Consider the following 12,096-nt stretch of genomic DNA (forward strand, 5'->3'; position numbering starts at 1 on the left):
CAGATGAATGACCTCATATTTCAATTAAGAAGGCAACTCTCCACCAACATGTTATAGCTGCAGTTATTTGATTTTGTGTGTTTGGTAAGGCAGCGTTTATTGAAAACATATGAAAAATCATAGCAGTTACGGTCTTTCGTAATGCTATTATTACAATAAGCCCTGAAAACTTAGTTAAACTATGATCACCGAAATAGCAGGTATTACCGCTACCTTTCTTATCACCTTATTGTTGGCTGTTTTTCTGGGGAAATATATCTCCCGTGTATTTACTGGGGAAAAGACATTTACGGATTTTTTAAGTCCATTGGAAAAATTCATTTTCCGGTTTGCTGGTATCAACCCTAAGCAAGAAATGACCTGGAAGGAGTTCCTGAAAGCCATGTTAACGGTCAACATGCTTTGGTTCGTATATGCGTTTGTGATGTTCCTCCTGCAAGGGCATTTACCTTTAAACCCGGATAAGAACCCAGGTATGACAGCCGACCTGAGTTTTAATACCGCAATCAGTTTTGTAACGAATACTAATCTGCAAGATTATTCTGGTGAAACAGGCGTCTCCTATCTCACCCAACTCTTTGTCATTACCTTTTTGCAGTTTGTCAGTGCAGCCACTGGTATAGCTTGCCTGGTGGCGTTGCTCAATGCATTGAAAGAAAGAACTACCAATAATGTAGGTAATTTCTGGAATTTATTCATTAAAACGATTACAAGGATACTATTCCCGATTTCCCTGATTGTTGCCATCCTATTGATTTATCATGGTACCCCAGCGAGTTATTCTGGGAAGGATACCGTTATCACGATGCAAGGTGATACTGTTCAGGTATCTCGTGGCCCTGCTGCTGGGATGATTGCTATCAAACACCTGGGAACGAATGGAGGGGGATGGTTCAATGCTAACTCCGCACATCCGCTGGAAAACCCTGATTATTTTACCAATATGCTGGAACTGATTGCGCAGGTATTGATCCCTATGGCAATGGTCTTTGCTATGGGATATTACATCAATAAAAGAAAGTTTGCATTGGTAACTTTTCTGGTCATGACAATCGGAACTTTTTGTCTGCTTGTACCCACTGTGGTCTCCGAAATACATGGTAGCCCAGCCATAGCAAGAATGGGTATCTCGCAACCTACAGGCGCCATGGAAGGTAAGGAAGTACGGTTTGGCCCTGCTGCATCTGGATATTGGAGCATATTTACCACTGTGATATCCACTGGGTCTGTCAACTCTACACATGATAGCGCCATGCCGCTTTCGAATCTGATGCAATTACTCGGCATGATGGTGAATGCATTTTATGGAGGATGTGGCGTTGGCCTGCTGAATTATTTCATCTATGTTATTATTGCGGTGTTCATATCCGGATTGATGGTAGGGCGTACCCCGGAATTTATGGGACATAAAGTAGAAGCCAGGGAAGTAAAAATAGCTGCCATTGTCACGTTGTTATCTGCTTTCCTGATCAAAGGAGGTACGGCATTGGCATCTTACGTGCTAGTACATGATCCCAATATCGACTGGGCGTTCAAGCCTTCAGGGTGGTTGAATAACCCTAGCTACCACGGTTTTGCGGAAATGCTCTACCAGGTTACCTCCTCCAATGCCAACAATGGGAGTGCGCTGGCAGGGTTGAATGGGAATAATATCTTCTGGAATGTACTAACAAGCTTTTGTATGATAATAGGCCGCTTCCTACCGATCATAGGTCCTGTAGCAATTGGAGGGTTGCTGGCAAGGAAGAAATATATCCCGGCATCAGCAGGAACCTTGCGGGTTGATTCTTTTACTTTTGGTGCGATGATCTTTGCCGTTATTGTCATCATTACCGCACTATCTTATTTTCCACCATTAGCACTAGGTCCGTTGGCTGAATATTTCAGTAGATAACCCTTGGGTTAATCCATCATAAAAAGCATACGATAAATGTGCAAATACTTCAGACTTGTTTTCAACCATAAAATAGCGTTATGAAAAGATTTATACTGATGATAATAGGGATCATTGCTGGCATTCCTGCATTATACGCACAAGAAAATGACCCAACCCCTAAAATTCCTTTTGCCGGTATTGAAACCAATTGGCAGAATGGTAGCGACCGACGAGATTCTTCCATATTTTCAGGTAAATATTTTACACCCAGCGTGATGGTGGATGTGAATTACACACACTCTTTCAATTACCCGAATGACCATACCGTTGTTGGCTCCACCGCACTGGCCAGGAATGACGAAATACAATTATCCCATCTGAGCATAGGAGGGGACCTGAATTATAACAATGCCAGGGCAAGAATAATGCTGCAATTCGGAACACGCTCGCAAGTAGTACCTAGAAATGATCTCAGCCCATTCCGCGGTCAATATAAGCTGGCAGATGTCTATCGTTATTTAAGTGAAACGTATGTTGGCTATCACTTTAATGTATGGTATGGTATTAACGTGGATGCTGGTTTGTTCATGTCTTATATAGGTCTTAACTCTTATTACCAGGTAGAAAACTGGGAATATCAGGCTTCATTTACATCGGATAATACCCCCTGGTTTTTTAATGGAATACGTATACAGATATACCCATCCAAATACCTGAAAATTGAGCCTTGGATCATTAACGGATGGCAGAGTTATGGCATGTTCAATAAACGCCCTGGAGTAGGTGCTAATATTACCTGGAATCCATCCAGCCGTTTTAAGCTACTCACCAATGATTATTATGGTTCAGATGCAGGGGGAATTCCTACCAGAAACAGATTCCACTCTGATAACAGTATGTTGGTAAGGTATTTTAACAAGCCCACTTCAAGAGGTATTTCGCGGATGGCCTTTTCCCTGACCGGAGATATCGGCTTTGAAAAAGGTGGTGGCGTAAACGCATTTAAGAACAGCAACGACTCCTTAAAAGGTCCAGCACAATATTTTTTAAGCGGCATGTTTTACAATAGGATCTGGTTTGACAGGAATAAGTTTGCCTGGACTATCGGTGGTGGCGTGATGACTAACCCTGGTCGGTACCTCGTACTGCTACCTACAGGACAAGCCAGCCCACTACCTGATCCTAATAATCCTACCCAAACGGAAGGTAAATACCCATTTGATACTAGCCCTGGAACCAAATTTCAAGGTTGGGATTGTTCTACAAATTTTGATTGGATGCCAAATCAAAGTATGTTGTTTCGATTAGAATATGTGCACCGGCATGCTAATGTGCCTTACTTTGCCGGACCAGGAGGGGTTACTTCTCCTGATGGATATACTACCACCCCGTTGCCTCCCACTTGGCGGCCAGATCTGGTGAACTCGGAAGACAGGGTTATCGTAGCGCTACTGTTCAGATTATAAGAGTCATGGCCACTCATTGAACTAAATCATTCGAAAATAGAAAGCGGTTGTAAATCTAAAATTTACAACCGCTTTTGTATCCAGGAGATACTCGATTACCTGGATTGCAATACATCAAGATAAAACATTCCTGTGGCCATCATTATTTAATAGCATATTATGCAGATAGTGTCTGCTGGATCTGCAATGGTCTCACAGGTAAGCTGCCTAGTAGGGCCGGCACAGATAATTTGTTTGGTAACTGGCTGCAGACCGCCACCAATCTGTGATTGCTGGGATGCATTTAAATAGGCAATTGTTGTCTTGTTGAATGCTAATTTTTTTTCGAGCGTGATTTTCTTTTTCATAATGAGGAGTTTTACAATTTGGGATGTAGGGTGAACGATAATCAATCCAATTAGTCATCTTGAGGTACTGAATATAACAAAAAAAAGAGGTAGGATGCCTGTTGAAATTAGCACTTGATAAATATAAAAAAGGTTGTAAGTGAAACTTACAACCTTAGATAGTCCGCCATTTGATAATACCTTATTTCGTTGCTGTTACAAAGTAATCAAGACAATCATCATTGAGTTGTTGGGTATAAAAATCGTCGAAGCGAATATTGGCGGTTACATCTTCTATTTTTCGCAATAACAATAGCCTGTTTAAGTTATTCAACAATGTATATGGTATCCTCAACATAAAGGCAGGTAATCTATGTTGTAGGTTAAAAATGTCGTATTTGGTGAAAGATTTAACGCTTTTCTTATTTTCATTGTAGTAATCCATTACCACCTGGTTGCCTTGAATTCCTTCCACAGTATAGTTTTCAAAATGTGCAGCTACTAATGAACACATTTCTTTAGGCAGGTATTCTCTTACATGAAAAGGATTCCTGGTAAGTGAGGTGAGTTTGTTGGGAGTTGTCAATAATAATTTACCACCTGGTTTCAGTACTCTTTTAATTTCTGCTAATAGCCCACCATCGTTTTTTATATGTTCTATCACCTGGAAACAGATCACGGTGTCGAATGAATTATCCGCAATGCCTGATAAATTGGGCAGATTGCATTGTAAAAAAGAAGTGTTATTAGCGAAGACTTGCCCCGCCGGTTTTTTCTTATCTACAGCAAGGTAGTGCTGCGCATAGGGCGAAACCATTTCCATGCCATATCCTTCACCACAGCCAAGTTCCAGGATATGAAGGCCCGTTAGCCTGTGTACGAGTATGTGTTTATAGGCAAATACATGACGTTGAAAAACATAGTTATTAATAAAAGAAGAATTGTTGGCCCTTTCTGCGGTTTTCAGTAATGCGATCATTATTATGTAGTATAAATAGTAAAGGAATTAGATCAAATACCTTACTACTACACTTAACAAAATAAAAACCCTTATCGTCGTTTGGAAAAATTTATATTATAGAAGATCCCTAGCTGAAACCCTATCCAGGATTGATTATGCTCGGCTCCTCCAAGGTCATAATTATTACTAATGGTATATAATGGGGTGATCGGATTCAGGTATTTTCTTAATGGATCTTCATCCATGATAGGAGCGCGCCGTTCCCCATTAATATAATAAGTAGTCCGTAATAGAGAATAAGTAATCCCCAGTTGGAGGCTCCATTTCTCATTCAGTTGTTTTTCAGCGGTCAGTCCGATCCTGGAGTGCCTGGATTCGGCTTGCTTATGTAATCCCGCTGTATCATATCCCTTTTCCATCCTTCCAGTAGTTCCTGTAAGATGCAGGCGCCAGTCTTCCGAGAGTCCCACAGCTATTCCAGCGCCATAGCGGAAGCCTGCAGTTTTAAAATTGGTGTTCCAGGAGGCAATCCCATACAGAAAACGAAAGCCCCCTTGAATGGTAGTGTTGAAATAAAAAGTTTCATCTGCGGAGAAACCAGCTTTGATCACTGGGCTGAATAACGGCCTGGTACCCTCAGTTTGCACTCCGCCATTGCGTTGTAAACTTGGAAGCTGGATGTTGGGAAGGTGCACATTCGTAAGACCTTTCCATGCGGATCGCAAGAAAGATGTAGGTAGACGCGTAGTCGTCGGTGTTGTAACAGGCGCTTTATTAGATGACTTGGCGGCGGTTGCTGTTGATGTTGATGCTACTATGGTAGCTGTTGTAGATGGTGTAGATAGTGGCGTTATAGCTTCATCAGTTTCCTTTTTATAAATGGTAGTATCCCTATGGTTGCCTCGGAAATTAAATGACAGACCACTAAAGTCCGGCCACTGTAGGGAAAATCCTGGTCGTGTGCCCGTTGACGTTACCAGATAGTATCCTGGATCTGTATTCCGGCCTCCGATGTTGAATCCCGGTAGGCGTATATCTCTTAACGATATAGGAGAATAGTTAATGTGATACGTAGTATCCGTATTGCGCTTCCCAAGGGAAAGTGTTGGACGTGTACCTTTCGTTCTTACTGAATCTACTTTATGATGGGCTGTATCAATTTTCTTCATCAAAACTTGCGGAGTGGTATCATTATCTTTCAGGATAGTATTGGGTACAACTGTATCTGCCAGCAACTTTCTTTCAATTACATCATTGACCTTTAGTGGTGGTGCTTTAGGTAATTGTTTATTTTTGTTGTCTTTCGTCTTGATGATAGATATCGTTGCCTTCGTAGAGAAAGCAGAGGTAGGAGAAGGAGGTACACCGTTTGCCACAGCCACTTTGCGGGGAGGATTATCTACAAAGATAATATGTGCTCCTAACACAGTATAATAGATACCCGTCTTTTCACGGATGGTACCCAGAAGATCGCCCAGCGACTGGCTACCTTTCTGTATATGTACGATTCTAGATGGTGGAAACTTATGGGTATTCAAGGAAAACCTGACGCCTGTTTGCCTGGTGATCAAATGAACTAAGGAATCAAAACGGATATCCCCAACGGGCATGGTGATGCTCCTTTGTAGGTTTACAGCCCCATGCTGGGCAAATGTATCCTGGCATACTGCCAGCAAAATGATGAATAAACTACCTGCTACAGCCTTATTAATTCTGCCCCTTACCACTGATATATATCGTGTTATTCTCCTGCCTGCATTCAACATTTAATGTAATTGAAATAACCTCTAAAATATATTGTAATGGATTATTTTCAAAAGGGCTACTCATCGTTCTGTTTTCAAGTTCCTTATTTTCGAATACAAAATTTACGTTATAGGCCTTTCCCAGTTCGGTGGTCATGTCTTTCAATGTCGCATTTTCAAAATTGAAAACACGGGTAGCATAGCCCATAACGTTCATGTCAATTGTGTCCATTACGGAGAACTGTTGGCTGCTAACCTGGAATACCCCTTTCTGGCCGGCTTTCACAGTAATATTGTTATTTCCTTTATACATCAGGATAGCGCCGGTTTTTACAGTGGCTTCTATCTTGTTACTATCCTGGATCACATTGAAAGAAGTACCTAGTACTTTAATATGGATGTCGCCCGCCTGAATTACGAAAGGTTTTTGCGGATTGGTGGCTACATCAAACCAGGCTTGTCCATGGAGGGTGAGTGCCCGGTTACTATCATTGAATTGTTGGGTATATCTCAGTTGAGAGTGGCTGTTGAGCACTACTATGGAGTGGTCTGGCAAGGTATCGCGTAAAATTTCTGTGTTGGTTTGTTTCACCACCTCACTGATCATTTTATCAGCCGTCTTTTTATGGAAAAAAAAGTAAGCGGAAGTTACGCAAATCAATCCCAATACGGCAGCCGCAACATATTTAAACGGAAATGCATTTTTGATAGGATATACCTTTGCAGTGTCCTTATTTTTTATAAGACGTTGCCATTCCAACAGCGCCTGCTCTTTATCAGGGAGCTGGTAACCCGTTCCGGGAACAATACTTTCCCATATATCGGTCAATTCCTGGAACAAACGACGGTTTTCAGGAGTATCAGCAAGCCATTCGTCGATAGCCATTGCTTCTTCCGGAGAAGCATCGCCCGACAAATATTTGCCCAATAACTCAATATCAACTGGAATATGGCTCCTGATGCTCATTACTGTATAGAATTAATTCCCATATTAAACATTAACGATAAAAAAACTGAATATAATTATCATGATTCCTAAAAGCTTCTTACGCAAGGTTTTTAAGGCCTTACCTATCTGCGCTTCAACTGTTTTCACCGACAAACTCAACTCTGCGGCAATTTCCGAATACTTCTTCCCTTCAAACCTGCTTTTTGAAAAAATCAGTTTACACTGTGTCGGTAGATTTTCAATCTCTTGTAATATCTGGTTGCTTCTCTCTTTACTGATCAAATCATTACCAGGATCATATAAGGGCTTATTATTCTCTGCTACATACTTCTCCTTTATCTTTTCATGTCTTTTCATATTCAGACATTGATGATAAACGGCTGTATATAGGTATGACTTCACCGATTGCTCCTCCTTCAATTCCGTTCTTTTCTCCCATAATTTGAGGAAAACAGCCTGCACAGCGTCCTTGGCTTCATCATTATCCCTCAAAATCGTATAGGCATAACGGTGCAACACTTCAAAGTAAGCGTTAAAATATTGCACAACTACACCTCCATCCTGGTGTTGTTCCTCTTTTGCAGCTTTATGTAGATCCAATTTTAAGCCCGGTTACTATTATTCACTTGCAAGTTATACAAATAATACACCTCAGTTATCGAAAACCCTTATGTCCTCCGGAAAAAATATTTTCTTATCCGGACATAAGGGTAAAGGGCGTATGAAGTGTACCATTAGAAAGCAATGAAATATGAAACGGAAGACACCTATCTTGTTATGCATGTTGATGACGGTCACACTATTCAACATGATGTCCTGTAGCAAAAAAGACGCAGCGGCACCCTCAAAAGATCAGCCAGGTCCTTCACCGGATGGCAACGGTGGTAGTACTAGCGCTCCTCATTTACCAACGCAATTATATGATTATGTAAATACCATTAATGGTATGCCGTCTTATATACGGAATTTTGTAAACAGCACTCCGGAGGTAGACAATATGCCGAAAGACAATGCTATCACCAATGCCGGAGCTACTTTGGGCCGTGTATTGTTTTATGATAAACAGTTATCCGTAAACAATACAATCGCTTGCGCCTCTTGTCATCTGCAAAAAAATGCTTTCTCCGATCCAGTGGCTTTCTCAAAAGGATTTGAAGGCAAAACGACCCGCCGTAATTCAATGGCCTTAGTGAATGTAAGGTTCACCGCGGAGAAAGCTATGTTTTGGGATATGCGTGCCGCTAGCCTGGAGGCACAAACATTAATGCCTATACAGGATCATATTGAAATGGGGATGCCATCTCTCGCCGAATTGGAAACGAAGCTGAAAAAAGTGGATTTTTATGCGCCATTGTTCAAGGCGGCTTTCGGCAATGAAGATATCACATCCGACAAAATATCTAAGGCTTTATCACAGTTCGTGCGTTCTATCGTATCATTCAATTCTAAGTATGACCAGGGACTGAATAATAATTTTGCGAATTTCACGCCACAGGAAAAGAAGGGCCTATCCTTATTCCAGCAGAAGTTCTGTGGAGAATGTCATAATGATCTGGGTCACTCAGGTTTTGATCAATTCCCCACAATGTTGATAGTGGAGAATTCTGGCCGCAACACGGGTTTTGGCTCCAACAACGGACTGGATGAGAAGTATACAGATAATGGCATTGGTGAGATTACTGGGCAGGCAAAGGATCAGGCTACCTTTAAAATTCCCACTTTGCGGAATGTGGCCTTAACTGCTCCTTATATGCATGATGGCCGGTTTGCGACATTAGATGCTGTACTCAATCATTACTCGCATGGTATTAAACCTGGGCCCAATACAGGTGTGCAGCTCCATAATGGTCCTATCAATTTAACAACACAAGAGCAACAAGATATCATTGCATTCCTGAATACACTTACTGACCAGTCACTTATTACGGATCCAAAATACTCAGATCCATTCCACAGTTGAGTAATAAATAGATCAAGTGGAAAGGTGTGGTTTGCTTGCCTATTACCGCTTTCCATTGCTATGGCGCTGTTTGCAACTACCATAAAAAAGGCGTTTGGCGGCGTCTTTTATGGTAGTTGCTGGTGTCTGGAGGCATCATCATCCTGTCCTGTAGTCTTCGTCTTGATTTATCAAGTTTTGCTCCAGGTAGTTGACATCTCCTTTCAAGAAAGCCTGCACACAGGAGAGTGCAAACGGTGTATCCATACCATCCATTTGTGTGGCAAACCTGGGGTTGAGTACATCTTTCTTTTTAAAAAATCCTTTACGCTCCATTTTCGAACGCATATATCCTATGCCAACACGGCCCCACAGACATCCGGAAATGCAAAGCGTTTCCTTTTCCCCGAGGTTATTTTGCCGGTTGATTTCGATAAAATAAAATGGATTTTCAGGACTACTTCCACTAGCTTCGATCTGCTGGTAAAGACCTTCCCAGTCGATCTCCTGGTATAAGGCCATTGCTTTTTCACTATTGCAATCAGGATAAGCAATAGGGTTGCGGGTAAACGGAGATTGTACTTTTATTTCGTACATAAACTACTTTTTCAAGAATACAGTTAAATATACGCCGTTCATCCAGGAACGGCGCCAAACAATAATAGGCAATATTTTTTATCCAAGGTTAATACTATTATTTATTTGCGAGCCCTCTTGTTAACCGTAATACTTGATAATTTCCAGGGACATCTTATTTTCAGCACGCTCCTTATAAAATTGTTGTCTGGAAAGGCTTACAGCGGGGATTACCCATTGTATTATGAAAATAGAAACTGTTGATCTTTCTCCTGACATTACCTTAGAATGGAACCTCGACTTAGTTTAAATAGTATTTTCATAGTTATGAGATATCCCCTAATTTACCTAAGATTGATCCTTTGCGCCGTATTAGTAGCATTCCTGTTGCCATCTTGTACTACTGCAATTGTAAATCCCACAGAGAAACCAGATACTATCAGCATAACTTCGTATGCTCCAACTTCGGCTGGAGGTGGTGATACGATAGTAGTATATGGCCAAAATTTCCCTAAAGGAAAGTTGAAATTTAATATTTCCCTTAATGGATTTAACCTTGATATTATCTCATCTAGCAAGGATAGTTTATTGGCCATCGTACCCAGTATGGCCGGATCTGGTCCAATTGTAGTTGCTAGTGAAACGCAGACATTTACAGGACCTCGATTTACTTATAAGTATCTCGTTAATGTAACCACAGTAGCAGGTTCTGGACAGGCCGGAGCAGCCGATGGGACAGGTATAAATGCCAAATTTAATTGCCCTTGGGGAATTACTGCTGATACCAATGGGGACCTGTATATTGCCGATTGTTATAATCGCCTAATCCGTAAAGTATCAGGGGATTCACAACGGGTTTCCACCATGTCCATTCCCACATTTATGAATGGAAAGACTTTTGCTTCACCCTATAATATTACGCTGGACCGTATTGGGCATAATCTGTATGTGACTGATTTCAATAGGGATTTGTTGAAAATATATGCGGATGGTAGTATGAATGTGATTTATACAAATGCCGACGCAGTAACCACAGGAATTGCGGTGGGGCCCGATGGTTTATTATATTTGGGCGACAATATAAAAGGAACTATTCAAAAGCTGGATACCAGTGGAAACGTAATATCACTCTTTGCTTCTGGGCTTGTTACTCCACGTAATATTATCTTCGACAAAGATAGAAATCTTTATGTATCAGGACACCCCGAGAATATCTATAAGTTTACATCCGCCGGTGAACAGTCTCTTATTCAGATTGGACCTTTCAATGGTTGGGAGATTGCAAGAGATGCCAGAGGCAATATCTATGCAGCAGACCATTTTAATAATACAGTGCGCATAATTGAGGCTTCAACAGGTGATAACTTTATTATTGCAGATAGTGGGGCCGCCGCAGATATCGATGGACACGGGGTACAAGCATCATTTAATGGCCCGCAAGGATTGACAATAGATGACAAAGGCCAACTTTATCTGACCACTTATAATTATAATTCCAAAGGGGGAAATAAAATTAGAAAAATTACCATAAAATAGATGGATATCCTACCGGAAAAGTATCCGATAATGCGATAGATAGCAGCATGGAATAGCCGGAAAATTTGCCACTCAACAAGCATTTCAAGTCTTTCGCATAATTGGAATTTTAGCATTTTGATAATAAAAGGATGCTTATCTTTATCAGTATGTTACGGATCATTTTTCTTGCTGCTGTTTTAATGTCTGGTTTGGCTGTAAAAGCGCAGACAGATTCCTCTTTCGGCGCGGTGAATCGCTGGGAATCGGCTTTTAATCGCCAGAAACCCATCAATGATACGAACCATATCCATTCAAAATGGTTTGTAACGAAGTATGCAGGCGTTTCTGTCGGCTTTGTAGCATTTAAGGGAGGAGGCGGTTCTTTCTTGTCAGTGCCCTTGTCGTTGCAATTGAATCGTCAGTTAACAAATAATCTGTTTGCTTTTGGCGCCGTATCAGCTACGCCTGCCGTTTTTCGTTCCAGCATGCCTTATCAGCCTATGATGAATAAGGGGAATAACTGGATGCAGCAAAACAACTTCTCTGCCTGGTCTGATGCTAAAATAGGAGTGATGTATATCAGTAATGACCGGACATTCTCTATTTCCGGAAGTGTTGGTGTGGGTAGAGGCACCTATAATGGTTATTCTCCATTCTACTCACCTATGTATGCGCCAGTACATGCTCCAGTAGGAGGGCATGGAGTGTGGTAGTCATGAGTTGATATTTATTAGAGAACG

11 protein-coding genes are annotated in these 12,096 nt (G+C 41.3%); 5 read left to right on the plus strand and 6 right to left on the minus strand.

The window, feature by feature from the left end:
- The first annotated feature begins 181 nt into the window (after positions 1 to 181).
- Together kdpA and JO154_RS12290 are read left to right on the plus strand one after the other, a co-directional pair.
- Complete coding sequence (kdpA, locus tag JO154_RS12285; RefSeq protein WP_291945819.1) at positions 182 to 1,894, plus strand: potassium-transporting ATPase subunit KdpA; 1,713 nt, start codon at positions 182 to 184, stop codon at positions 1,892 to 1,894.
- Positions 1,895 to 1,974: 80 nt separating this feature from the next.
- Positions 1,975 to 3,342 carry an outer membrane beta-barrel protein gene (locus tag JO154_RS12290; protein ID WP_291945821.1) on the plus strand — a complete coding sequence of 456 codons (1,368 nt, stop codon included), beginning with the start codon at positions 1,975 to 1,977 and terminating at the stop codon, positions 3,340 to 3,342.
- A gap of 146 nt (positions 3,343 to 3,488) precedes the next feature.
- On the opposite strand, the gene JO154_RS12295 is transcribed toward JO154_RS12290, so the two are convergent.
- The 5 genes from JO154_RS12295 to JO154_RS12315 all read right to left on the minus strand — a co-directional run bounded on the left by JO154_RS12295 (position 3,489) and on the right by JO154_RS12315 (position 7,923).
- A complete protein-coding gene (locus JO154_RS12295) occupies positions 3,489 to 3,689 on the minus strand; it encodes a class I lanthipeptide (RefSeq protein WP_291945823.1) in 201 nt (66 codons plus the stop codon).
- A 181-nt stretch (positions 3,690 to 3,870) separates the two neighbouring features.
- Positions 3,871 to 4,647, minus strand: coding sequence for a bifunctional 2-polyprenyl-6-hydroxyphenol methylase/3-demethylubiquinol 3-O-methyltransferase UbiG (locus JO154_RS12300; RefSeq protein WP_291945825.1), 777 nt, complete (start codon positions 4,645 to 4,647; stop codon positions 3,871 to 3,873).
- 71 nt (positions 4,648 to 4,718) lie between these two features.
- On the minus strand, positions 4,719 to 6,356 hold the full coding sequence (locus JO154_RS12305; RefSeq protein WP_291945827.1) for a hypothetical protein: 1,638 nt from the start codon (positions 6,354 to 6,356) through the stop codon (positions 4,719 to 4,721).
- Positions 6,337 to 7,341, minus strand: coding sequence for a FecR family protein (locus JO154_RS12310; RefSeq protein WP_291945829.1), 1,005 nt, complete (start codon positions 7,339 to 7,341; stop codon positions 6,337 to 6,339). Before JO154_RS12310 ends, JO154_RS12305 begins: the two co-directional genes overlap by 20 nt.
- 24 nt (positions 7,342 to 7,365) lie before the next feature.
- Positions 7,366 to 7,923 carry an RNA polymerase sigma-70 factor gene (locus JO154_RS12315; RefSeq protein WP_291945831.1) on the minus strand — a complete coding sequence of 186 codons (558 nt, stop codon included), beginning with the start codon at positions 7,921 to 7,923 and terminating at the stop codon, positions 7,366 to 7,368.
- Between the two features lie 151 nt (positions 7,924 to 8,074).
- Here JO154_RS12315 and JO154_RS12320 point away from each other — a divergent pair, with 151 nt between their 5' ends.
- Positions 8,075 to 9,283, plus strand: coding sequence for a cytochrome c peroxidase (locus JO154_RS12320; RefSeq protein WP_291945833.1), 1,209 nt, complete (start codon positions 8,075 to 8,077; stop codon positions 9,281 to 9,283).
- Between the two features lie 138 nt (positions 9,284 to 9,421).
- Here JO154_RS12320 and JO154_RS12325 read toward each other — a convergent pair whose 3' ends face one another.
- Positions 9,422 to 9,859 carry a hypothetical protein gene (locus JO154_RS12325; protein ID WP_291945835.1) on the minus strand — a complete coding sequence of 146 codons (438 nt, stop codon included), beginning with the start codon at positions 9,857 to 9,859 and terminating at the stop codon, positions 9,422 to 9,424.
- Positions 9,860 to 10,165: 306 nt separating this feature from the next.
- Here JO154_RS12325 and JO154_RS12330 point away from each other — a divergent pair, with 306 nt between their 5' ends.
- Both JO154_RS12330 and JO154_RS12335 read left to right on the plus strand, forming a co-directional pair.
- Positions 10,166 to 11,374 (plus strand): IPT/TIG domain-containing protein, encoded by a 1,209-nt coding sequence (locus JO154_RS12330; RefSeq protein ID WP_291945837.1) that lies wholly within the window; start codon positions 10,166 to 10,168, stop codon positions 11,372 to 11,374.
- 149 nt (positions 11,375 to 11,523) lie between these two features.
- Positions 11,524 to 12,069 (plus strand): hypothetical protein, encoded by a 546-nt coding sequence (locus tag JO154_RS12335; protein ID WP_291945839.1) that lies wholly within the window; start codon positions 11,524 to 11,526, stop codon positions 12,067 to 12,069.
- Positions 12,070 to 12,096: the final 27 nt, after the last annotated feature.

The sequence above is a fragment of the Chitinophaga sp. genome, from assembly GCF_019236475.1.
Lineage (GTDB): Bacteria > Bacteroidota > Bacteroidia > Chitinophagales > Chitinophagaceae > Chitinophaga.

Coding starts and splice junctions, on each gene's coding strand:
- JO154_RS12300 (WP_291945825.1), bottom strand. CDS start 4,647: ATGATCGCATTACTGAAAACCGCAGAAAGGGCCAACAATTCTTCTTTT.
- JO154_RS12310 (WP_291945829.1), bottom strand. CDS start 7,341: ATGAGCATCAGGAGCCATATTCCAGTTGATATTGAGTTATTGGGCAAA.
- JO154_RS12330 (WP_291945837.1), top strand. CDS start 10,166: ATGAGATATCCCCTAATTTACCTAAGATTGATCCTTTGCGCCGTATTA.
- JO154_RS12335 (WP_291945839.1), top strand. CDS start 11,524: ATGTTACGGATCATTTTTCTTGCTGCTGTTTTAATGTCTGGTTTGGCT.
- JO154_RS12295 (WP_291945823.1), bottom strand. CDS start 3,689: ATGAAAAAGAAAATCACGCTCGAAAAAAAATTAGCATTCAACAAGACA.
- JO154_RS12290 (WP_291945821.1), top strand. CDS start 1,975: ATGAAAAGATTTATACTGATGATAATAGGGATCATTGCTGGCATTCCT.
- JO154_RS12320 (WP_291945833.1), top strand. CDS start 8,075: ATGAAACGGAAGACACCTATCTTGTTATGCATGTTGATGACGGTCACA.
- JO154_RS12325 (WP_291945835.1), bottom strand. CDS start 9,859: ATGTACGAAATAAAAGTACAATCTCCGTTTACCCGCAACCCTATTGCT.
- kdpA (WP_291945819.1), top strand. CDS start 182: ATGATCACCGAAATAGCAGGTATTACCGCTACCTTTCTTATCACCTTA.